The 22875-nt window shown below is 67.2% G+C and carries 23 protein-coding genes; 11 read left to right on the plus strand and 12 right to left on the minus strand.

What is annotated here, in order from left to right; all coding sequences use genetic code 11:
• Positions 1-127: 127 nt before the first annotated feature.
• From ITJ64_RS01365 to ITJ64_RS19225, 4 genes are all read right to left on the minus strand, one after another.
• Positions 128-1504 (minus strand): hypothetical protein, encoded by a 1377-nt coding sequence (locus tag ITJ64_RS01365; protein ID WP_228507613.1) that lies wholly within the window; start codon positions 1502-1504, stop codon positions 128-130.
• 335 nt (positions 1505-1839) lie between these two features.
• Positions 1840-3561, minus strand: coding sequence for a DNA recombination protein RmuC (gene rmuC, locus ITJ64_RS01370; protein ID WP_228507614.1), 1722 nt, complete (start codon positions 3559-3561; stop codon positions 1840-1842).
• Between the two features lie 113 nt (positions 3562-3674).
• A complete protein-coding gene (locus tag ITJ64_RS01375; RefSeq protein ID WP_194678975.1) occupies positions 3675-4661 on the minus strand; it encodes a 5'-nucleotidase in 987 nt (328 codons plus the stop codon).
• A gap of 440 nt (positions 4662-5101) precedes the next feature.
• On the minus strand, positions 5102-5296 hold the full coding sequence (locus ITJ64_RS19225) for a ribbon-helix-helix protein, CopG family (RefSeq protein WP_194678976.1): 195 nt from the start codon (positions 5294-5296) through the stop codon (positions 5102-5104).
• 80 nt (positions 5297-5376) lie between these two features.
• On the opposite strand from ITJ64_RS19225, the gene ITJ64_RS01385 reads away from it, so the two are divergent.
• From ITJ64_RS01385 to ITJ64_RS01415, 7 genes are all read left to right on the plus strand, one after another.
• Complete coding sequence (locus tag ITJ64_RS01385) at positions 5377-5523, plus strand: hypothetical protein (protein WP_194678977.1); 147 nt, start codon at positions 5377-5379, stop codon at positions 5521-5523.
• Complete coding sequence (locus ITJ64_RS01390; protein WP_194678978.1) at positions 5520-5678, plus strand: hypothetical protein; 159 nt, start codon at positions 5520-5522, stop codon at positions 5676-5678. Before ITJ64_RS01385 ends, ITJ64_RS01390 begins: the two co-directional genes overlap by 4 nt.
• Positions 5679-5720: 42 nt before the next feature.
• Positions 5721-6122 carry a hypothetical protein gene (locus ITJ64_RS01395; protein ID WP_194678979.1) on the plus strand — a complete coding sequence of 134 codons (402 nt, stop codon included), beginning with the start codon at positions 5721-5723 and terminating at the stop codon, positions 6120-6122.
• A 417-nt stretch (positions 6123-6539) separates the two neighbouring features.
• Positions 6540-9047, plus strand: a complete 2508-nt coding sequence (locus tag ITJ64_RS01400) for a glycosyltransferase family 2 protein (protein ID WP_228507615.1) — start codon at positions 6540-6542, stop codon at positions 9045-9047.
• Positions 9044-10732, plus strand: coding sequence for a chitinase (locus ITJ64_RS01405; RefSeq protein ID WP_194678980.1), 1689 nt, complete (start codon positions 9044-9046; stop codon positions 10730-10732). The genes ITJ64_RS01400 and ITJ64_RS01405 overlap by 4 nt, the downstream gene beginning before the upstream one ends.
• A gap of 109 nt (positions 10733-10841) precedes the next feature.
• Positions 10842-11381, plus strand: a complete 540-nt coding sequence (locus ITJ64_RS01410; RefSeq protein WP_194678981.1) for an RNA polymerase sigma factor — start codon at positions 10842-10844, stop codon at positions 11379-11381.
• A complete protein-coding gene (locus ITJ64_RS01415) occupies positions 11378-12472 on the plus strand; it encodes a CU044_5270 family protein (RefSeq protein WP_194678982.1) in 1095 nt (364 codons plus the stop codon). Before ITJ64_RS01410 ends, ITJ64_RS01415 begins: the two co-directional genes overlap by 4 nt.
• An 8-nt stretch (positions 12473-12480) precedes the next feature.
• On the opposite strand, the gene ITJ64_RS01420 is transcribed toward ITJ64_RS01415, so the two are convergent.
• From ITJ64_RS01420 to ITJ64_RS01445, 6 genes are all read right to left on the minus strand, one after another.
• Positions 12481-13050 (minus strand): dihydrofolate reductase family protein, encoded by a 570-nt coding sequence (locus tag ITJ64_RS01420; RefSeq protein ID WP_194678983.1) that lies wholly within the window; start codon positions 13048-13050, stop codon positions 12481-12483.
• Entirely contained in the window at positions 13047-13622 is a 576-nt protein-coding gene (locus ITJ64_RS01425; RefSeq protein WP_194678984.1) for a hypothetical protein, read from the minus strand. Before ITJ64_RS01425 ends, ITJ64_RS01420 begins: the two co-directional genes overlap by 4 nt.
• Before the next feature lie 49 nt (positions 13623-13671).
• The gene (locus ITJ64_RS01430) at positions 13672-14865 is read right to left on the minus strand and encodes an MFS transporter (RefSeq protein ID WP_194678985.1); all 1194 of its coding nucleotides are present in this window, start codon (positions 14863-14865) and stop codon (positions 13672-13674) included.
• Positions 14866-15025: 160 nt separating this feature from the next.
• On the minus strand, positions 15026-17653 hold the full coding sequence (locus ITJ64_RS19230; protein ID WP_194678986.1) for an Ig domain-containing protein: 2628 nt from the start codon (positions 17651-17653) through the stop codon (positions 15026-15028).
• A 224-nt stretch (positions 17654-17877) separates the two neighbouring features.
• The gene (locus ITJ64_RS01440; protein WP_194678987.1) at positions 17878-18267 is read right to left on the minus strand and encodes a VOC family protein; all 390 of its coding nucleotides are present in this window, start codon (positions 18265-18267) and stop codon (positions 17878-17880) included.
• A 56-nt stretch (positions 18268-18323) separates the two neighbouring features.
• Positions 18324-19598 (minus strand): DUF445 domain-containing protein, encoded by a 1275-nt coding sequence (locus tag ITJ64_RS01445; protein WP_228507616.1) that lies wholly within the window; start codon positions 19596-19598, stop codon positions 18324-18326.
• 157 nt (positions 19599-19755) lie between these two features.
• Here ITJ64_RS01445 and ITJ64_RS01450 point away from each other — a divergent pair, with 157 nt between their 5' ends.
• From ITJ64_RS01450 to ITJ64_RS01460, 3 genes are all read left to right on the plus strand, one after another.
• On the plus strand, positions 19756-20142 hold the full coding sequence (locus ITJ64_RS01450) for a hypothetical protein (protein WP_194678990.1): 387 nt from the start codon (positions 19756-19758) through the stop codon (positions 20140-20142).
• Positions 20143-20229: 87 nt separating this feature from the next.
• Positions 20230-20883 (plus strand): nucleotidyltransferase domain-containing protein, encoded by a 654-nt coding sequence (locus tag ITJ64_RS01455; protein WP_194678991.1) that lies wholly within the window; start codon positions 20230-20232, stop codon positions 20881-20883.
• Entirely contained in the window at positions 20870-21253 is a 384-nt protein-coding gene (locus ITJ64_RS01460; RefSeq protein WP_228507617.1) for a hypothetical protein, read from the plus strand. The genes ITJ64_RS01455 and ITJ64_RS01460 overlap by 14 nt, the downstream gene beginning before the upstream one ends.
• 31 nt (positions 21254-21284) lie before the next feature.
• On the opposite strand, the gene ITJ64_RS01465 is transcribed toward ITJ64_RS01460, so the two are convergent.
• Positions 21285-21428 (minus strand): hypothetical protein, encoded by a 144-nt coding sequence (locus tag ITJ64_RS01465; protein WP_228507618.1) that lies wholly within the window; start codon positions 21426-21428, stop codon positions 21285-21287.
• Positions 21429-21498: 70 nt separating this feature from the next.
• Positions 21499-22089, minus strand: a complete 591-nt coding sequence (locus ITJ64_RS01470; RefSeq protein ID WP_194678993.1) for a TetR family transcriptional regulator — start codon at positions 22087-22089, stop codon at positions 21499-21501.
• 77 nt (positions 22090-22166) lie between these two features.
• Between ITJ64_RS01470 and ITJ64_RS01475 the strand changes: the two genes are divergently transcribed.
• Positions 22167-22862, plus strand: a complete 696-nt coding sequence (locus tag ITJ64_RS01475; RefSeq protein ID WP_194678995.1) for a GPP34 family phosphoprotein — start codon at positions 22167-22169, stop codon at positions 22860-22862.
• Positions 22863-22875: the final 13 nt, after the last annotated feature.

Below are 22875 nucleotides of genomic sequence, written 5' to 3' on the forward strand. Positions count from 1 at the left end.
ATCGCAGTAAAGCTGATGAGCATGCCGCCGACTCTATGTGCGCGACACCTGACGATGGCAGCCCCGAGCGCGGCACAGGGAGAGACTCGCCGACACACTTCCGCCCAAGCCCATCTTGAACAAGCGATTACATGCCGTCGGATTCCGTCTGGGCCTCGGTTTCCTTGGATACTGCCTTTTTGTCTACCCGTCGCCTGAAGAGCGACCCGAGCGCATCGTTGACGTTCGACGCTGCGCCCTTGACGGCAGCTCCAGCGTTCTCGGCCGCTACTGCAGCCCTGGCTTTATCCGGCACTCCATCGCCATCGGTGTCGACCGAACGGAACACACCGGATGCTCGGTCGAAGGTCTCGGCGCCGAAGCGTCCAGCGGCGGTGACGCCTCCGGATGCCGTGGAGACCGCCTTGTCTCTCACATCACCAACGGCCTGACCCCAGCGCTTTGCGACCTTCGATTCATGGCCAGACTCGATTCCCAACCGCTGGCGAAAATCGTGCACGCCCGTTGCAAGTTGGTTGCTCGACTTCACAGCGGCAGGGGCATCAAACGGGTTGAGAAGCACAGCGGAATTCGCTCGATGAACGGTCTCATTCATCTGAGTGAGAAGGCGTGCCGTACTGCGGGCGATGAGCTCGACACGATTCCGACGAGCCTTGGCCAAACCAACTCGATGGCTTTCCAGATCCGACGGCGCAGAGTCGAGCACTCGATCGAGTTCGAGGATGAAGACCCCATCCTGCAGCTGGACCGTGCGCGCCAAGACAGCAATCCACTCCTGAACCTTCGGCTCGGCGTCTTTAGTCGCCTTCGCGATGTCTCCGAGATCAGCCTTCTTCTCGAGCTTCTCTGCAATGGCATCAAGTTGACGAAGCGCGTACGCCTGGGTTCGTGCGAGCGTCATGCCGCTCGCCTGAACCTTCGACCAGGTGATCTCAGACACTCGCCCAACCTGGTCTCGCACGGTGAGGGCTTCTTCGATGATCAAGTCCACGCCGATCATGTCTGCCAACACGGCGTCTCTCTGCCCGCGCAAGATGTCATCGACCTTCTCGTTGATCTCCTGCAGGTACTCGACGATCTCATCCATCTGCTCCTGCATCGCGCGCTGCTGCATCATGGTGGACAGCGCCGTCAGGGCGAATGGTCCACTCAGCAAGAGCGTCGGAGCTTGTGCTATCTGAAGCCACTGCTTGATGTCGCCCGCATCTCCGATCATGGCGTGACTGACACCAGGGGTCTTCGTTGGCATCAACCCGAACTTCTTGACAGCCTCTGCCGACTCGGCCGTCAGCTTCACCCACCGTCCTGAATTCGCCGCGATATCTGCACCCACCTGAACCACTGCCGCGCCCGTCCCGGAGAGAGACCAAAGCCGGTGGAGATCTACTGGCCGTGACGGAACGGTCTCCAGTCCAGCCGAAAGGAAGAACCGCTCGACATCGGAGGGTGAGCCGATAGCCACGAGGCCGTCGCCGTCACTCACAAGCTCGACTTCGCCGCTCATCGTCACTCCTGTCGCAAATGAGCGCTCTGGGTGAATCAGCTTGATCCGCGCGTCTCGCTGCACTCTACTGTGACCCGAACGCCGTCAACGGGCTAGGCAATGTTGTTACCCGAACATCGCATTCCTGGCGGCCCACCAACGAACAACGGGGTGCACGAGCCGCCTTCGTGATCCCGCTCCTCCTCACCGGCGCTGACACGCACCGGGCTACGGATCGCCAAGTTGAGCTAACCGCTACGAACGCGGAAGAGCAGAAGCGTCATCCGCCGCACCGACTACAACGGCCCCCCAAGACGTTACCGCGGCAAGACGGAGGGGTTGTCTCATCCGCGTTGCTAGCTCGCACCGTTTGAAATGTGGGCAGTTTCGTCCGCATGCGCGCCGAGGAACTCGACTATTTCGTCATCAGCTACGACTTCGTTGGCGCCTTCCTCAAGTACCCCTGGTGCTCCGGATTCAACGTCGCGAAGCCTTCTCTCGACCGCGCGAGTGCGTGTGCTGACTTCGGTCACGGTGTTTTGAGCGGTTTGAAGCTGCTTACCCAGCTTCTCCCAAACCTTCCCGTACTTTGTAAATTCAACTTTCGCTGCGCTTAAGACTTGCCAAACCTCTGAGCTTCGCTTCTCAATGGCCAGCGTCCGGAAGCCCATCTGAAGACTGTTTAGAAGTGCCATCAACGTCGTTGGGCCAGTAATGAGCACCCGATGGTCATTCTGTAGTCGGCTAGCAAGTCCTGGCTGACGCAGCACCTCGGCGAAGAGCCCTTCGGTCGGAAGGTAAAGAATGGCAAAGTCTGTTGTCGTGGGCGGATTGATGTACTTATCTGCGATCGACTTGGCCTGGACCACGATCGCTCGTTCCAGTCCTTTACTGGCAGCATCGATATCGGCTTTGTCGCCCTTTTCCTGCGCCTGGAGGAGTCGCTCACAGTCTTCCTGAGGAAGCTTCGAGTCGATGGGAAGGTAGACGGTAGAGTCCTGATCTCGTCCGGGAAGGTGGATGGCGAACTCCACGCTCTCCCTCGTCGATGGCTTCACGACAACATTTCTTTCGTATTGTTCTACGGTCAGCGAGTCTTCAAGCTGTCGAGACAACTGCACCTCGCCCCACGTGCCTCGGCTCTTTACGTTGGTAAGCACTCTCTTGAGACCACCGACGTCTGACGCGAGACCCTGCATCTCGCCGAGACCCTTCTGGACCTGCTCTAGGCGTTCGCTGACGAGCGCAAAAGACTCGCCAAGCCGCTTTTCAAGAGTTCCCTGGAGCTTTTCATCAACCGTCTCGCGCATCTTCTCAAGCTTCGCCTCGTTGCCAGTGCGCATTTTTTCGAGTTCAGCTTGGAGCGCGGAGCGCAACTCCTGATGCTTCGTCGAATTGGATTCGATGAGAGCCTTGATTCTCTCAGCGTTGCCTTGCAGAGATTCCGAGTTGGCGGACTGAAGCCTCTCGATCGATTCACGAACTTGCTCCAGTTTCAGTTCGTTGCCGTTTCGTAGCTTTTCAAGCTCGGCACGAACTGAAGACTGAAGGTTGATGTGGTTGATCGCGTTGGCATCACCAAGGACCTTTATCTGATCGGTGCTGCCTTGAAGCGCAAAAGAGTTAGAAGACTCAAGCTTCTCGATGGCCTCGCGGATCTTCTCTAACCGCTCATTGTTAGCCGAGCGAAGCCCGTCAAATGTCTCCACAATCTCAAGTCTGAGCCGGGCGCTGGTCGCCTCTGCTCCCAACGCTTGCGCTTGCAGTTTTTCGTTCACTTTTCGGACTTCAGCGCCAAGCAGGTTCAGCTGGTCCGCTTGCGCCGTGACGGCATGCTGCATGCGAGTGTCGAGCTGATGATGCCCTTGTGAAGTTACCTCGCGCAGCTCGCCCCTTTGCGTGGTCAAATCTTGGCGGAGGTCTCCCGCCATAGTGCGAAGTTCACCCCGCACCACATCTTGAAGCGCGAAAGTGGATTCGGCCGGGCTGCCCTTTCGACCGCGGAAGGAGAGCAACGCGAGCAGCACGAGGCAGACTATGAGATTCCCCGCGATGAGTATGAGGACAAGAACTTCCATTTCAACCTTCCACATGCTGCAAATCGGTCGACCACTCAAGAAAGTGAATCGCCGCATCGAGGGGAACCGCACTAGGACCTCAGCGAGGGGTGCCGCGCGTGATATCCGTATCGCTAGTCGCGGACTGATTGATCGCCAGCGCCCAATTGCTCCTCACCAACCGGAGCGGTGGTCCTCTCATTCTTGATTCCGAATGGAACGTGAACGCTTGGCACCACTTTGGCGGCCGAAAGGAGGTGACCCTCCTGATCATCGAAGAATATGTGGGGTTTCAAGACCTTCAGAATCTCGGCCTTTTCAACGCCGCCAAGGAAGAAAGCGTCGTTGACGGTAACGCCCCACTTCTTGAGGCTCCGGATTGCCCGTTCATGAGAAGGGGCATTTCGTGCGGTAACAAGAGCCACATGCACGCGAATCCGGTAGTCGGGGTTCTCCTTTAGGAGCGCTTCCTCTCGACGCTGAATACGGTTGATGCCCTGCAATAGGTTCATCAGCGGCCCGGTTGGCAGCGGTTCATCGATGTGCTCGACTTCATGCTCATGAAACGCGACCAGACCGTTGCTCGTCATGAAGCGCTCCGATGAGTCATCGGCCAATACGCCATCGAAGTCGAATGCAATTCGGAGGTCGTCACCATTTTCCGACGCCGTCGACGTGTCGAGCACTTGGCCCGCCGGAAGATTCTCATCCACAGCTCTTCGCACATCGTCACCATCTGCCGACAGAAATAGCGACATGTTGAACGCGGGCATGAACTTATGCGGAGAACGCCCCTGCCGGAAGACCGCACGAGTGATCGCCAGCCCGTGATGTGCAACTGATCGCATGACTCGGAGACCCGTGTCTGGGTCATTCTTCGAGAGAATTACCACTTCCACGAATGGCTCTTCACCGACACCGGCGAGGTCGTTGAGCGAGAGCAAGCGCCGAATGAATGGGAAGGCTACGCCCGGTTCAAGAGCATCCGCGATGTGCGCTTCTTGATACTTCCGGTACGACTCTTCACCCTGAGTTCGAAACACTTTGTCCGACGCTCTCAGGTCGAACAAGGCGCTTGACGCTACCCCGATCACCAGCTGATTCGATAGGTCGTGTGGCACCCCAACACCCTCGTTTCGATTCGGATCAAACTGAAGACCGTTACGAGACTACGGTGACAGATGTAGATCAGTATTTGCTCAGGTAAGACGCAAGATTTGCGCACGTCGCCGCCGCAGTAGTGTTCACCTTTCGATAACTAGAACGGCAGCAGCAGAGGCCGAGGCAGCTGCGGACGGCCGCAGAGCTGACTCCGATAACGGCGATCGTGTCGAGAGCGCTCTCGACACGAGCCGCCGTGGCAAGGGTGAATCCATGACCCGGCGTCCTACGCGGACGAGCTGCGTGCATCCGCTGGACTCTCACCATGCACCAGCTCGACCCTGCCGTTGCGACGACGCTTTCAGCCGGGGGCCCGACTCGCTCGACTCGTCTCGGGTCGTGGCTGGTCGAGTTCGCCCTCGCCGTGCGGCTGTGTGCGGGACGCCACCTACACCTCCGATCAGGCGGAACCCATGAAGTCTTGACGCCCAGTTCCATGCGTCGAGTCAGTCCCACCCTGGACGTAGCGAGTAAGCGCGTCACGGACGACGTCACTGACCGTTCGCCCCTCATCTGCGGCCTTTGCCTGCGCGGCTTCGTAGAGATCAGTTGGAATGCGAAACCCTCGCTTGGGTGTCTTGGGCTGATTCGGCACGACGCCAGTCTCTCAGAAGCCGATCGAGGAATCATCATTTCATGCTTGTCAGGTGTGGCCACACCAGATAGAATCGCAGTATGACAGCCAACAGAGTGGAGCTAATCGCCGGGGTTCCCGACCAGCTCGAACGGACGGCTCGTCTTATTGCCGCGGCACGAGGCGAGGACATCAATGCAGTGGTCTGCGCGGCCCTGCGCGATTACATCGGGGCGGTGCCACTGTGAGCACGCACGAGCGGTTCGCCGGCCGGCTTCGGCGCTGCCGGCAATGCGGCATCCGGGTGCCCCGCAGCGAGATGGTCTACGGCCACCGCGCCTGCTCCGAAGACTGCGCCAACAACCTCTGGTTCAAGGAGACGTTCGACGCTTTCGTGGAATAGAGGAAGGACTTGGCGGCGCATCTGGCTCGGTAGCATGAGCGCATGATCGCTCTCGCCTCATCAGCACGAGCGCTCAGAGTGTTCCAAGTCGTGTGGGTGCTCGGCTTCCTCGTGGGAACAACCACTCACACGGCGGATCTGATCGTCGGCGGAGTGAACGCCTACAGCGACTTCCCGCTCGGCGTCAGGCTGTTCTGGGTGTCACTGACGTTCCTGGATCCGGCCACCGCTGCGCTGATCATCTTTCGTCGGCGCTCCGGCATCGTGCTCGGCATCGCCGTGATCGTCGCCGACATCGCAGTGAACTGGACCGTCTTCGTTGTCGTCGGTGGACTCTCGTTGTTCGGCGTCATCAGTCAAAGCCTGTTTGCGGTGCTCATCTTTGTCACGGCTCGCCCCCTGTGGAGATGGTTCGGGCGCATCGGGCGTGGCTCAGACATCTGAACCAGAAGGTCCGTTCTTATGAGTAACTGAGTTAGTCATAAAGTCGACTGATCGGCATTATGGGTAACCGCGGCTCCGATCGTCGCTCCGTGCAGTGTCCGATTCACGACAGCTGGTCGCCCAGATCGACGCGATCAGGAAGAGTTGGCAGAGCCGGCTGACCGCACGACGATCCAGCAACGCCTGGCCGTTGGTCGCCGTAATCGCTCAACGGCCGGTCATCGACTCCGCCACGACTGCCGTCATGAGACGCGAACGCAGCGGAGTGACTAAGTGGGCGCGTCCGAAGCGGCAGCTGAAGTTTCTGCTCAGCTTTTGCTCAAGACGACGGGGCCGACACGCGTGGCCCACTAGCGTTCAGGTGCTGGAGTGGGCCGCATCACCCGTGCGGCCCCGGCGCTGAGCATCCGAGGACCTATGTCGAGATCGACGAGACCGCCGTCCACGAGACGGCGGCAGTGGGGATCCGAGCGCACCCGCACTCCCCTGCCCACCGTGCACCGCCGCCCGAGCGACGCCAAGATCGTGTGGGGGCGCGTGGCCGTCATCGTCACCGTCACCGCCTGGCTGCTGTACCTGGTGACGACGATCGCGCGCCAGATCTTCGAGTACGGCAACCAGGACTTCCGGCTGTCGATGGAGGCGATCTTCTACCTGGTCGTCGTGACCTTCCTCACGTTCTCGGCGCTGATGTACCTCGTCGCCCGGCAGGGTGCGCTTCAGCGGTTCCGTGACCATGTGCGGGTGCCTCGGGCCGAGCTCGACCACCACTTCGCCGCCCCGCATCCCGACGGCATGACCGTGCTCGTGCCCTCCTACGCCGAGGAGCCGTCGGTCATCCGCAAGACCCTCTGGTCGGCCGCGCTGCAGGAGTACCCCGCCCTGCGCGTGGTGCTGCTGCTCGACGACCCGCCGACGCCGAGCGACCCCTTCGTCGCCGCCCGCCTCGAGGCCACGCGGGAGATCTCGGACGACATCGCCCGCGCCCTCGAGGAGCCGGCGGCCCGGTTCGCGGATGCCCTGCTCACCTTCGAGCACGAGCTGCTGCTGACCGGCCGTGTCTCGCTCGACGCCGTCGAGATCCTCGCTCGCGAGTACGAGGAGGCGGTGCGGTGGCTGCGGGCCATGGCAGAAGCCGAGCCGCACGAGGACCACGTCGACACCTTCTTCATCGACCAGGTGCTCGGCGGACTCGCCGACGACCTCGAGCTCACCGCGCTCGCCCTCGACGCAGCGCTGCTCGCCGAGACCGTCGACACTGCCGAGTCCAACGCCGACGCCGAGACCGCCGGGGCCCCCGAGTCACCCGTCAGCGGCGACCGGATGCTCGAACTCCACCGCCGCCTAGTCTGGATCTTCGGCGTCGAGACGGCCACCTTCGAGCGCAAGACCTACGCCTCGCTCTCGCACGAGGCGAACAAGGCGATGAACCTCAACGCGTACATCGGCCTGATGGGCGGCCGCTTCCGCGAGGAGCGGATCCCCGAGGGCGTCGTCCTGCGCCCGGTCGCCGGCGCGCAGTCGGCCGATCTCGTGGTGCCGAACGCCGAGTACCTGCTCACCCTCGACGCCGACTCCCTGCTGCTGCGCGACTACTGCCTGCGCCTGGTCTACCTGCTCGAGCAGCCCGACAACGCACGGGTCGCCGTGACGCAGACCCCGTACTCCTCGTTCCGCGGCGCACCGACCCGCCTCGAGCGGCTGGCCGGTGCGAGCACCGATCTGCAGCACATCCTGCACCAGGGCATGACCGAGTACGACGCGACCTTCTGGGTGGGGGCGAACGCGGTGATCCGGATGGAGGCGCTCGACGACATCCTCGAGATCGAGACCGCCGGCGGCTTTGAGGTGCGCCGCTACGTGCAGGACCGCACGGTGATCGAGGACACCGAGTCGAGCATCGACCTCGGCGAGCACGGCTGGACGCTGGTGAACTACCCCGAGCGCCTCAGCTACAGCGCCACCCCGCCCGACTTCGGCTCGCTCGTGGTGCAGCGCCGGCGCTGGGCCAACGGCGGCCTGCTCATCCTGCCCAAGTTCTTCCGGCAGATGAAGGCGCGCAAGCGTGCCGGCCACCCCGTGCGCCTGACCGAGATCATGCTGCGCGTGAACTACATGGCCTCGATCGCGTGGGCGAGCTTCGGCCTCGTCTTCCTGCTCGCCTACCCGTACGACAGCCGGCTGCTGAGCCCGCTGGTGCTCCTCGCCGCGCTCCCCTACTTCCTGGCGCAGGCCAGCGACCTCAAGGCCTGCGGCTACCGGTACAGCGACATCTTCCGCATCTACGGCTTCAACCTCATCCTCCTGCCCGTGAACCTGGCCGGGGTGCTCAAGTCGATCGAGCAGTCGCTGACGGGCAAGAAGATCCCGTTCGCGCGCACGCCCAAGGTGCGCAACCGCACCGCCACCCAGCTGCTCTACGTGGTGGCGCCCTACGGGATCGTGGCGTTCTCGGTGCTCACCGCCTGGCGCAACGTCATCGACCAGAACTGGGGCAACGCGGCCTTCGCGGCCTTCAATGCGTTCTGCGCCTCCTGGGCCATCCTCGGCAACATCGGCCTGGTCAACTCGCTCGCCGACGTCTGGCTGGGACTCACCGACTGGATGTGGGTCGACAGGAAGCGCCGCGACGACGACCACCACGCGAACGCGAACGCCGGGTTCGACTGGCAGACCGCGCTGTACCACGGACATGCCCCGGCCGGAGCTGCCGGCGGATCGCGGCGGGTGGCGCGGCTGGCAGACCGGCCGGCGCATGCCCGCGCATCAGCCGTACCGACCGCACCTCTCGCGCCCGCACCCCTCGCACCCGCATTCGTCGCGCCCGTCGCGCCGACGGCTTCCACCGCGCGGCATGCGGCATCCCCCACCCCGGGCGACCCGGCCGGCACCTTCCCCGCAGAGAACGAGACCCTACCCGCATGAGCACCCTCCCCCAGCCCGCCGGCCCGCACGCCGGCAAGCGCCTGTCGTTCTGGCGGGTGCTGCTCGGCCTCGTGGTCGTGGCGGCCGTGGCCGCGGTGGCGGTGTTCGGCTTCCGGTTCTTCGTCGTCGACCAGGCCAGGGCGAGCACCACCGCGCCGTGGTTCGCCGGCTATGTGGATGCGACACTCACCCCCGAGTACGCCTTCGAGACCCCCGAGACGCGAGCCCAGGGTGACGTGGTGCTCTCGTTCATCGTGGCGGCGTCACCGACCGACTGCACACCCAGCTGGGGCGCGGCCTACTCTCTCGACGCGGCCGCCGAGGATCTCGACATGGAGCGCCGGATCGCCCGCCTGCGCCAGCTAGGCGGCGACGTCGTGGTGTCGTTCGGCGGAGCGATCAACGCCGAGCTCGCCACCGCCTGCTCGAGCGTGGAGGATCTCACCGAGGCCTACGGCTCGGTCGTCGATCGGTACTCCCTCTCGACCATCGACCTCGACGTCGAGGCCGACGACCTGACCGACTCGGTCGCCGGCGAGCGCCGTGCGACCGCCATCGCGGCCCTGCAGGCCGAGCGGGCGAAGGGCGGCCACGACTTGGCGGTCTGGGTCACCCTGCCCACGATGCCCACCGGCCTCACCGCCGACGGCACCCACCTCGTCGATCAGATGCTCGCCGCCGGGGTCGACCTCGCCGGGGTGAACGTCATGACGATGGACTACGGCATCGACCTCGGCACCGAGACCATGGGCGACGCCGCCGTCGACGCGCTGAACGCCGTGCACGGTCAGCTGTCGCACGCCTACTCGGCGGCGGGCGAAGAGCCCACCGACGCGACCCTCTGGTCGAAGCTCGGAGCGACCCCCATGATCGGGCAGAACGACGTGCCGGGCGAGGTCTTCACGCTCGACGACGCGCACCGGCTGAACGAGTTCGCCCAGCAGCAGCAGCTCGGCCGCCTCTCGGCCTGGTCGCTCAACCGCGACCGCTCCTGCGGCCCGAACTACCTCGACACGATCACGGTGTCGAACCTCTGCAGCGGGGTCGAGCAGGGCGACGAGACCTTCGCCGAGGTGCTCGCCACCGGTCTTTCGGCGGGCGGGGAGGCAGGCACGCCGACCGCTTCGGGACAGCCCGCATCCGGCGACCTTCGCCCCACCCCGACGGCGACCACCGGCGGCACCGGGAGGGGCACGCCCGGCGAAGCGAACCCGGGCCACGAGGGCGAGCCCGCGGCGGACGACCCGGCCACCAGCCCGTACCCGATCTGGTCGCCCGGCACCGTCTATCTGTCCGGCTCGAAGGTGGTCTGGCACGGCACCGTCTACTCGGCCAAGTGGTGGACCAGGGGCGACCGGCCCGACGACCCCGTGGCCGACACGGCCGACACGGCGTGGACGCTGATCGGCCCCGTGCTCCCGGGTGAGACCCCGTACACGCCCCCGACCCTGCCCGCGGGCGCCTACCCCGAGTGGTCGGGCACGAGCATCTACGAGGAAGGCGATCGGGTGCTGTTCGAGAACATCCCGTTCGAGGCGAAGTGGTGGACGCAGGGCGACAGCCCGGCCGCGACCGAGCGCGACTCGGACGGCTCGCCGTGGGTGGCACTCACCGCGGCGCAGATCGCCGAGGTCGCCGCAGCGACCGCAACGCCCCCGGCAGGAGCACCCCCGGCGGGCGGCTGACCCTCGACCCCCACCGCTCGCCCCGATGATGTTCGTGGTCGGTGTTGCAGACGGCGCCTCCCGGAGCATGTACAGATCGAGACCGAGATCCGGTCGACCGAGGGGGATCATGTCCAGCGACGACAGTGCGGGCTTCACCGCCGCGTACGACGCGAACTACGCCGACGTGCTGAGGTACGTCCAGCGCCGCGCACCCGCCTCCCACGTCGACGACGTCGTGGCCGACACGTTCGCCGTGGCCTGGCGCCGCCGGGGTGCGCTCCCGCCCGAACCCCGGGCCTGGCTCTTCCGCACGGCGTCGAACGTGATGAAGAGCACCGCCCGCCGCGAATCCCGGCAGCAGACGCTCGCCGTCCGAGCCTGGGAACCGGGCGCGGGCATCAGCACGGGCGCCGGCACCGACGTCGACAGCAGCCTCGACCTCATCACCGCCTGGCGCGGGCTCTCCCGCAAAGACCAGGAGGCGATCGCCCTGCACGCCTGGGAGGAGCTCACCGACACCGAAGCCGCCACGGTTCTCGGATGCACCCGCGCCACCTACACGATGCGGCTCACCCGCGCGAAGCGGCGCCTCGCCCAGCTGATGAACCCCGCGCACGAACCGGCCATCGCCGAACGGCAGCTCCAGCCGAGAGAAGGAACGTCATGACCCCCTCCGACCTGATCGCCGACGTGCGGGCCCTCAACCCCGCACCCGCGACACCGTTGACCGCTGACGAAGAGCAGCGGATGCGCCACCTCCTCGAGCGCCTTCCGCACGACGCGAGACGGCCGAGCCGCCACCGCACCGCCGAGGCCGAGACCGAGACCCGACCCGCTCGCCGCCGCGCCCTGCCCGTGATCGGCTTCTCCCTCCTGGGAGCCGGTGCGCTCACGGTCGTGCTCGTCGCATCCAACGTCCTGGGTCTGGCCGGCTGGCGGGGTGGCGCCGACTCGGCCGCCGCCAGCGCTCTCGAGTCCGCAGCCGTCGCGTCCATCGAGGCGAGCGACCCGGTCGTCGGGCCCGGTCAGTACCTGCGGATCACGACGAACGCGGTGTACTCCGCCAGCACCGGCGACGGCGCGGGAGGCTTCACCTCGTTCCTCGACGGCTCCCGCGACGAGCTCTACGTTCCCTACGATCGCCAGGGCGACTGGGTCTGGATGCGGCATGCCCGCGAACCGGTGCAGACGTTCGGGCCGGCCTCCGAGGCGTTCGCGGCCGAGATGCACGCCCTGGAAGAAGACGAACTGCTGCGCGCCCCGGCCGGCACCTTCTACGGCGGCTCTCCCACCGAGATCAGCGGCGACTACGACGCGCTCCCCCGAGACCCGAACCAGCTCCTCAATGCGATCTACGCCAAGACGCTCACACAGGGGCAGTCCCGCGACGGGGCAGCCTTCGTCTGGATCGCGGACGTGCTGCGCAACGGCACCGTGCCGGCCGAGCTGCGCGCCGCCCTGTACCAGGCCGCGGCGCGCATCCCGGGCGTGACGATCACGGAGCAGCAGGCGAGCCTCGACGGCACCACCGGCATCGCGATCGGGCGCGTGGAGCCGAGCACGAACATCCGGCAGGACATCATCATCGACCCCGGCACCGGACAGTTCATCGGCGAACGCGAGATCAGCCTCGTCGCGAACAACGGCCTCCCCGCCGGCACGCCATCGGAATCCACGACGGTGTCGATCACCGTCGTCGACACCGCACCCGAGGGCGGCACCGTCTACGGCAACCACCCGCCGGGCGACCAGCTCTGATCGACGCCTCAGGCCGTTGCGGGGCGGTAGAGCAGGGCGATGGCGCCTGAGCGGAAGTCCTGGCGGTCGACGAGCTCGAGCTCGACCCTCTCGCGCAGGCCCGCGAAGAGGGTCGGGCCGTGCCCCGCGATCACCGGATGCACGACGAACGCGTACTCGTCGATCAGCCCCAGCTCGGCCAGCGCCAGCGGCAGCTGCACTCCCCCAACCGACAGGCTCTCCCCCGGCTCCTCCTTGAGCCGCCGCACGGCCTGCTCCAGATCGCCATCGCCCCGCACGAGTTCGGCGTTCCAGTCGACCTCGCCCAGGGTGCTCGACACGACGTACTTCTTGGTGCTGTCGATGCTCTCGGCGAACGGGATGTCGGACTCGCCCATCCAGTCCGGCCACGCGCCCGAGGCCGGCCGTCGCCAGGCGGACTCCATCATCTCGTAGGTGACGCGGCCGTAGAGCAGGGCGTCTGCTCGGTCCATCTCGTCGGCCCAGTAGCGCATCGACTCCTCATCGGGGGCGATGCCCGCCTCGTGATGCACGCAGCCGTCGAGGGTGATGTTGATCCCGTAGCGCAGTGACCTCATCCGTTGTTCTCCTCTGACGTCGGGGCAGTAGGCGACCTCTCGTCGAAGGCGCCCGATTCGGCCATCGCCGCGGTCAGGTCGAACTGCTTCATGATCAGCGCCACGGTGCTCGCGAAGGCGGCGGCGAGTGCGAGGACGATCGACGGGACGAACGCCGAGGCGGGCGGAACCCAGCCCCCGATCACCCACGGCAGCACCACCAGCACCACGACCGCCGCCGTGCACGCCCACTGGTTGACCACGAGGCCGATGGATTCGCCCGAGCCGCCGCGGGCGAGCATCCGTCGCCCCGTATCGATCGTGCAGAGCAGGACGATGACGCTCAGCGCGATGAAGGTCAGCGCGCCCCACAGCGGTTCGAACACCGCGAGAGTCAGGGCCACGAAGAGCGGGAGGGCGTAGACGGCGAACACCCAGCGCACGCTGGAGCGCAGGTAATGGTCGGCCGCGTCGGACGACATCATGACGCGGTGCAGATCGGTGTCGAGGTAGAAGAACACTCCGACGATGAACGTGCCGATCAGGGTCGCGGAGATCCCCGCGACCCCCAGCAGGAACTCGCTCGAATTCATCAGCATCGTCGTCGACCCGCTCACGCTAGATGTTCGGTTGTCGAGAAGGCTAGCGGGTCGTCGCCCTGCCCGGCAGAGCGATCAGCGACACGAGCGCCGTGAGGGTCGAAGCGCCGAGGACGATCCACGCCACCATCGATGTGCCGGCCGCGCCGACGACCACCCCCGCCGCGAGCGTTCCTGCCCCGACCCCGAGCGTCATGGCGCTGACGACCCAGCCGTTCGCCTCGGTGAGGGCGGCGGCGGGGCTGAGCTCGGAGATACGCTCGAAGACCTGGCCGAGCGTCGGCGGGAGCATCAGCCCCGAGATGCCGGCGACGACGACGTACGCCCAGGTGGGGAGCGCGGTCGCGGCGAGCGGGAGATAGCCGACGGCGAGGAGCACGCCGCACACGGTGAGGAGGCGCGCCGGCGTGGAACCGAGCGGACGGATGCCGACGACGGTCGCCCCGACGAGGGCTCCGAGAGCGTTCACGGCGAGCATCCACCCTGCAAGGCCTTCGCTCGAGCGGGCCGCCTCGGACGCCGTCGCGACGATGGTCAGCGCGCCGACGGGCACACCGATGCCGAATGTGAAGACGGCCACGCGCGCAACCGCGGGGATGAGGATGGGCGAACGGTGGTGGGGGCCACGACTCTGCCGGCTCCTCGAGGCCGCGCGCGGGGCGGCGTCGAGCACGAAGGCGACGGCGCCGACCAACCCGAGCGCGCCCGCGAACAGCAGGTTGCCGACCGGACCGAACACCGCGATGCCGACGACGGTGAGCAGCGGGCCGAGGATGAAGATGACCTCCTGCGCGCCGGCGTCCAGGCTGAAGGCCGCCTTCAGCTGCGGCCCGGGCGCCACGAGTCGCGGCCACAGTGCCCGCAGCGCCGGCTCTAGGGGCGGCGTGAACACCCCGGCGGCTGCGGCGAGCGCCACCGCCAGCGCCGGCAGTGGTTCGAGGGTCAGCGCCATGCCCGTGAAGGCGAGAAAGCTCAGGATGCCGCTGACGGTCAGAACGGCGACCTGCCCGAGACGGTCGATCAGTCGTCCGAGAAGCGGCTGCCCCACCGCGCCGGCGATGACGTAGACGGCGGTGATGAGGCCGGCGAAGGCGAAGTCGCCGCTGGTGGCGCGCACGAGCTGGACGATCGCGAGGGCGGCCATGGCGCCGGGGAGGCGGCCGAGCAGCGACGTCGCGAGCAGGTACCCCGTGTGCCTCGCGCGGAGAACGTCGACGACGGGGTAGGAGGTTCTCACGTAGGCAAGTGTGGCAGCAGCCGGCCTGGCGTCGACCGGTATCGGGATCCGATCGCCTCCGCCGCGCGCCTCTGGACGCACGGCGGAGGTGCGGATGCCGGTCAACGTCGCTCCGCAGACCGCCCGGCCGCGATCAGCCTTCGACCTGGACCTGGCCCTCTCAGCGCCGGCCGGAGGGGCGCAGCCGCCGCCGGGAGACGAGGAGCAGCGCCAGACCGGCGAATCCGAGCATCCCGATGCCCGCCACCTGAGCCACGACGGGGCTACCCGTCGCCGCGAGAGAGCCGCCCTTGCCGCTCGACTCGGGCGCCGGAGAGGACCCGGCGGCCGCCACGTCCACCGTCACCGAGACGGCGTTGGCCGGTTCGGAGAAGTCGATCACAGTGACGGAGGCCGAACCGGCGACGGTGGGCGTGCCGGTGATGGTGCCCGTGTGCGGATTCACCGTGAGACCCTGCGGAAGACCCGCCGAAGTTCCTGCGAGACCGAAGTTCGAACGGGTGCCACGGGCTTCGACGAGGTCGGCGCTGTACGGAGCGCCGACGGTCGCGCCCGGCAGCGCGGTGCCGCGGAAGGTCGTCGGGACCTCCGAGACTGTCATCGAGTACGACGCGAAGGTCTCGGGTGCTTCCTCGTCCATGAGGGAGAACTCGTAGCGTCCCCCGATGGTCGGGGTTCCGCTGAGCACTCCGGTGACCGGGTCGAGGGAGAGTCCGGCCGGGAGCTCGCCCTGCACGACCTCTAGTTCCATGCCCGACGGCACCTCCGGTACGAGCGCTTCGGAGAACGCCGAGCCCACGGTCGAGGTCAGGTCCCGGTCGTCGCCGAAGGCCGCGGCGACGTCGTGGACGTAGAGCACGACGGTCTGCTCCTGCGGCTCCCCGCCGTCGGAGGGCGTATCGGTCACGGTGACGCTGTACTGCCCAGGCGTGGTCGGGGTGCCGCTGATGACGCCCGTAGCGGGGTCGAACGTCAGACCGTCCGGAAGTCCGGATGCGACGCCCAGCTCCATCGCGCTCCCCTCGTTCGTGACGAGGTCGAAGCGGTAGGCCTCCCCGCGTCGGGCGTCGTCGGTGGTGCCCGCGAAATTCGTCGGGTAGACCGTTGCCGCCGACGCCGAGGCACCGGTCGTCGCACCGACCGTCACGAGTGGAACGGCTCGGACGGCATCCGACTGGAGTCTGTCCGGGGTTCCGGCCTCCACGATCTCGACGCCGAGGAACCGGGTCACCCCTGTGGACTTCTGCACGGTGAATGTCGAATCGGTGGCTCCTGCGATCTCCTGGGCCTCCTTGCCGTCGCCGTCGGTCACGTACCACTGGTACTCGAAGATCGGGTCGGTGGTTCCAGCGGACGCAGGCACGTCCCACGAGCCGGGACAGGCCCGCAGCACGGTGCCGACCGCGACGGTCGCGCTGGGGGTCGTCGGCGAGGTGCAGGACGAGGCGTCCGTGATCACCGGCTTCGATCCGGCACTCAGGGTGGCCTCTGGCCCGGCGTTGCAGTTCTTGCCGTGGTTCTGGCCCACGACGCGCAGCTTCATCACGTCGGCGGCGCCGACGTTCACCGGGTAGCTGCCGGTTGAGTTGACCTTCCACGAGATGGAGCGGTGCGCGGAGTCGAGGACGTCGATGTTCTTCGCGAACTGCCAATCTCCGGTCATCGTCCAGACGTTCCCCGTCCAGGTCGACATCAGCCACTTGCGGGGCTTGACGGGCAGTGTGAGCGAGCCGGTGCGCGTCTGGGCGTCGGCGTGGGTTATGACCTGTTCGCCGCCGAACTTGAACCCACCCTTGAGTGTGAAGCCCCAGACGTCGAGCACCTTCGACATGTACTCGGCGTCGCCGTGGATCTCCTCGGAGAATTTCAGGTCGAGGCCGTTGCTCACCGTGTTCGAGGTGCCGACACCGATCGTGAGGGTCTGGTCGAAGTTGCTGTTCTGGATCTGCGGGACCATGTTGCCGAACGCCGTTCCGCAGCCGAAGTTCCCTGAGGTCATGTGACCGAGCGCCGAGAGCGCGGAGGGATCCTGAGGCTCGTACCCGGCTGCGGAACCCGCGGCGGCGATGGTGCAGCTCTTCGCATCCTCACCGCAATGAGACGAGGCGTAGGCGGTGGCCAGGTTCAGGATGTTGCCCCACTCGCGGTAGATACCATCGGGGTTGGGGGTTTCGTTATAGATTCGGTACTCCTGGCCCGGGTCACCCTCGGAACAGGTCTTCAGCTGGGGCGTCTCGCGCAGGAAGTCCCCCGTGAAGTTCAGGCCACCGCTGGCACTCCAGACGCACTGGTGCGTCATCGCACTCACCACGTAGAAGTACTGCCCACCGCGATCCATCTTCGGCGCCGACGTGGGGTTGTGGTTCTGGGGCACGAAGTAGAACTTCTGCGTGGGGACGTTCTGGCACTGCGCGGCCCACAGCTGGCCCTGAGGGAACGGAGAGGGCATCACCTGCAGGCAGTCGCTCCCCATCTGGAGGAGCACCGTGTTGTCGCTCTGCACGCTGATGCGGTACGAGAGGTGCCTACCGCCCGGCTCGAAGGGATCGTTGAACCGCTCGAACTGCACGTCCTGGCCGAAGCTCCCGGTGGGAGGGGCGGTGATCGGCACGTCGGGCTGAAGAGGCGCTTCGGAGACCGCCGCAGCCTGGGCCTCGGTGATCGGAGCCACCGGCAGCTCGTCCGCCTGCGCCGTGGTCGGCACGGCGACGAGCGCGGCCGAGGCGAGGGCCAGTGCTCCGAGACCGGTGAGCAGTCGTCGGGCGAGTGATGGGCGTCGTTCGGGCACGGTGCCGCTCCGTTCTTGTGACGACTCGGCGCGCGTCGCCCGTCGATCGGCCCCCAGTGTGTCAGCGTCGCCGACGCGGGACCAGAGGCGCAGCACCCCCCGACGTGGGTAGCCGAGCGAACCGTCACCCGGTCAGTGCGCGGCCGCTCGCGCGAGCAGCGCGTGCACACCCCTCGCGATGGCGAAGAGTCCCGCCCGGCGAGCGCCCCACAGCCCAGCGGCGGCTAGGCGCCCCGCTCGGCCCGGCTGCGCAGGATGCAGAACTCGTTGCTCTCGGGGTCGGCCAGCACGACCCAGCCCGAGCCGTCGGATCGGCGGCGGTCGTCGACCTGCCGGGCACCGAGCTGCAGCAGGCGCGCCAGCTCCTCGTCGCGCGTGCTCCCCGCCTCGGGCTCGAGATCGAGGTGCAGCCGGTTCTTGAGCTCCTTCGCCTCGGGCACCTCGATGAAGAGCAGCCGCTGCGTGCCGTCGCTCGAGAAGATCATGCACTCGTCGTCGCCCGGCACGTTCGGGTCGTCGGGGTCCTCCGCGAAACCGAGCACAGCGCTCCAGAACACCGACTGCGCCAGGGCGTCGCGGCTGTCGATCGTCGTGTGTGAGATGCGGGCTGCCATGCGGCGAGCCTAGCCGCGAGAGCCCTCCAGCCCCAGGGTCAGGGTCACGCTCACGCTCACGCGAGCAGCGCGTGCACCCCCGTCGCGATCGCGAAGATACCGACCCCCGCGAGCGCCCCCACGACCGTCCCGTTGATGCGGATGAACTGCAGATCCCGCCCCACCTGCAGCTCGATCTTCTCCGTCGTCTCGCGCGCGTCCCACCGCTGCACCGTGTCACTGATCACCGACGCGAGGTCGTGGCGGTACTTCTGCACCGCATACCCCGCCGCGTCGGCGATCCACGCGTCGATCTTGGTGGCGAGCATCCGATCGCTGGAAAGACGCGCCCCGAGGTCGACCAGCGCCGACGTCGCCGCCGACCGCAGCTCGCTCGACGGGTCGGCCAGGGCTTCGGCGAGCGTCGTCTTGGCCGCTTCCCAGAGCTGGCCGGCGAACGAGCGCAGGCGCGGGCTTTCGAGGAACTCGGCCTTGATCTGCTCGACCCGCTGCGACATCGCGGGGTCGTGCTGCAGCCGGTCGGTGAGGTCGTCGAGGTAGCCGTCGATGGCCAGGCGAAGCGGATGCTCGGGGTCCTCCCTCACCGCCTGCAGCAGTTTGGTGAGCTCACGGTGCGCCCGGTCGTCGGCGAAGTCGCGGGCGAAGCCGGGCACCCAGCGCGGGATGCGGGTCGAGACGACGGTTCCGAGGGCATCCGGATGCTCTGCGAGCCATTTCTCGGCCGCCTCGACCAGCGCGTCCACGACGGCCCGCTGCTGATCGGCCGCCACGAGCTCGGACCCCATCCGCCCGAGGGCCGGCGCCCACTCCTTCTCGAACAGGTGCTCGCGGGCGAGGCGCTCGATGAGGCTCTCGACGTCGCGGTCGCTGAGGAAGCGGAGCAGGCCCTGCGCCATAACGGCGCCCTCGGTGCTCGCGCGCTGGGCGTTCGCGGGGTCGGCGAGCCAGGCGCCGAGCCGGTCAGCCACGCTGAAGGTCGCCAGCTTGCTGCGCACGACCTCGTCGGAAAGGAAGTTCTCCTCGACGAACTCGCCGAGGCTCACGCCGATCTCGTCCTTGCGGTTCGGGATGATCGCCGTGTGCGGGATGCGCAATCCCAGCGGGTGCCGGAACAGCGCCGTCACGGCGAACCAGTCCGCGAGGGCGCCGACCATCGCGCCCTCGGCGGCGGCGCGCACGTAGCCGAGCCACGGGTACCGGTCTTCGAGCGCGAAGGCGACGGCGAAGATCACGGCCGAGACGATGAGCAGGCTCGTGGCGAGCACCTTCATCCGCCGGAGCGCGGCGCGGCGCTCGAGGTCGGCGGGGCCCAGCTGGGTGGTCGTCGTCATCATGCTCCTCCCTTGTCGCGGCACCCACCACCGTACGCGGCCCGGCGGGCACCGCCGCTCCCGGATGGCCGCCTACGGCCCTGCTCTTCTCGGCCAGTACCCGGTCGCACTAAGGTGATGCCAGCAGCCGGGCCCGACCGGCTCAGGGGGAGGAAACATGAAGCGTCCTGGTGGAGTCACCCTCGTGGCCGTGATCGTCTGGATCTCGGGCGCACTTCAGCTGATCGGCGGCGTCATCGGCCTGATCACCGCCTCGACGACGGCCCAGGTGAACGGCGTCTCGGCCGGGTCGTTCACGACCGGCGCGATCGTGTCGATCGTGCTCGGCATCATCACGATCGTCGTCGGCGCCGCCCTCCTCCGCGGCAGCCAGCTCGCCCGCGTGCTGACGACCATCGTGCTGGCCCTCAACCTCGCGAGCGCGGTCTACACGCTCGTCGCCGTGCCGTCGACGCTCTGGCAGGGCGTCATCAACGCGGCCCTGGCCCTCCTCGGCATCATCCTCCTCTACACCCGCAGCGCGAACGCCTACTTCCGCCGCTGACCCCAAACGGCGCGGCGGCGTCACGCTATCTATTGTTATTTCGTCAGATGTGATGGAAAATCATCACAACCGACGAAGCAGCGAGAGGTGAGCGTGCAGATCCAGTCCCCGTTCCTGGCCGTCACGCGTTCGCTCGACGGAGCGGTCCTCGAGGCCCTCGTCGGAGCGAACGGATCGATGAGCATCGCCGAGATCGCGCGGTCGACCGACAACTCCTACGCCGGCGTACGCAGTTGCGTGCTGCGACTGACCGCTCAGGGAACCGTGGTGGCCAGCCCGGCGGGCAAGCTCACCATCTACGCGTTCAACCCCGAGCACATCCTCGCCCCGGCCATCCGCGAGATCGTCGGCGCGAAGGCCCGGCTCTGGGAGCGCACCTCGATCCTCATCGCCGACACGTTCACCGATCCCCCGGTCTACGCCGCCGTGTTCGGCTCGGCGGCGACCGGCACCATGCGGGAGGACAGCGACATCGACATCTACCTGGAGCGCGCCGAGGAAGCCGATGTCGACGCCTTCGACGTCGAAGCCCACCTGCTCGCCCGGCAGGTGTCCCTGCTGACCGGCAACGAGGTCCGTCCGCTCATCTACGGTGAGAACGAGGTCGCCGGTGAGATGGCCGATCAGCGCGTGCTCGCTGAGATCGCACGCGACGGGGTCACGGTGGCCGGTGACGCCGCCGAGTTCCGCAGCCGCCTGCGCCGCGGTGGCCGATCGCGGGCCCGCGATGTCGCGAGTTGACCGCGACCCTGCCGTCATCGACGGTCGCACCACGAAGATGCGCCAGTTCGTCGAGGCCACCGAGATCCTCCTCGAGCTGGCCGACGACGACGAGCTGCGCGACGCGGTCGTGACCCTCGCCGTGCATGCCGGCATCGCCGCCTCCGACGTCATCTGCCTGCGCCGCCTCGGCTACTACTGGCAGAGCGGCAACCACCACGAGGCCATCGAGCACCTGCAGCGGGCCGAACCGGCGTGTGCGCGGCACCTCACTACGCTCCTCGCCCTCAAGACCCGCGCGGGCTACGGTCACGATGCGATCTCGCCGAGCAACGTGGCGCGGTCCGTCCGCGCGATGCGGCACCTCGCCGACGCCGCCCGCGCTGCCTAGAGGGAGCAGCGCGGGCGCGGCGCCGAGAGGTCTACGGCCGGAAGACCGCCCGCACGCATCCGTCAGTCTTCTCCTTGAACAGCTCGTAGCCCTCGGGCCCCTGCGACAGCGGCATCACGTGGGTGGCGAGATGCTCGGTGACGAGCTCGTCCCGCGCCATCCGCTCGAGCAGCAACCTAGGGACGCGCCCAGCCGACCGCAGGGGGATTCACATCCGCGCGATCAGGAGAGACAATGCTCCGTGCCTAGGAGCGCGGCAGGTCGAACACCGCGTCGACCGCGAACGCCAGCGTCGCCGCCTGATGCACGAGGTAGTCGGGGCGGTGCGGCAGCGCGCGCTCGATCGAGAGGCCGTCGACGACCGTGAGCAGCAGGTGCACGCGCCGCTCGGTGTCGCCGGGCGGCAGCACACCCTCCTCCTCGAGGATGGCGAGCCACGCACCCACCCGGCGCTCGGCCTGCGAGACGATCAGGTCGTAGCCGGCGCGCGCATCCGGAGTCGTGTCGGCGCCCGGGAACGCCTGGAACAGGCTCTGCCAGACCGCGAAGGCATCGGCGTCGTTCGTGCCGAAGGGCTCGAACAGTCGCCAAAGGCACTCGCGCAGCCGTTCACGCGGCGGCAACGCTGTGTCGCGGATGCGCTCGTCGGGCATCGCCGCGTCGTACGTCGCGGTGAGGGCGGCGTTGATGAGGTCGCGCTGGGTGGGGAAGTAGTGGCGCAGCGTGCTCGCGCCGACCCCGGCGTGGGCGGCGACCGCGCGCACGCTGAGGCGCTCGACGCCGTCGCGCATCATCGCCGTGACCGAGGCGAGGATGCGGTCGCGCGTGCTCTCCATGTAGACCTCCGCGTCGAGTCTAAATGGATTTCGGGAAGTTAGCACACCGTACTAGTACAGTGTGCTAATCTCGAGGCATGTCCCCCACGAACCCCGCAGCGGCCGCCGGTGACCGGCTGATCGCCGAAGACGTCCTCCTCGTCCTCTTCCAGCCCTCGTCGGGCACCATCGCCGGCGAGAACACCCTCTTCTACGTGCTCGGAGGCGCCGTGCTGACCGAGCTGGGCCAGCGGGGCCTGGCGTCGGTGCAGGATGCGGGCCTCCGAGGCGCTCTCGTCAGCGCGACCGGCGAGCGCCCCGACGACGAGCTCCTCCGTCCCGCCTGGGACTACGTCGCCACGAAGCCGCGCGGCGTGCAGAGCGTGCTCGCCGCGAGCGGTCCGACCCTGCGCGGGCCCCTGCTCGACCGCCTGGTCGGGCGCGGCGACCTCGACCGGGTCGAGAAGCGGATGCTCGGCCTCATCCCCACCGCCTCCCTCCGTGAAGGCGGCTCGGGCCGACGCGCCGAGCTGATCGCCGCCATCCGTGCCGTGCTCGTCGACGGTGAGGCGCCGAGCGAACGCATCGCCGCCGTCACCGCCCTCGTCTCGGCGAGCGGCGCGCTCCCCGTGCTGCACCCCGAGATCCCGTGGTCGACCGACACGGCCACCCGGGCCAGGGCCCTCGCCCAGGGCGACCAGGCGGCGGACGCCGCCGCGGCCGCTGTCACCCGCACCATGACCGCGGTCGTCACGAACGCGCTGATCGCCGCACTGGTGGCCGGTACCCGCTGACACCACCTCCCCC

The organism is Herbiconiux sp. VKM Ac-1786, from assembly GCF_015350805.1.
Classification (GTDB): domain Bacteria; phylum Actinomycetota; class Actinomycetes; order Actinomycetales; family Microbacteriaceae; genus Herbiconiux.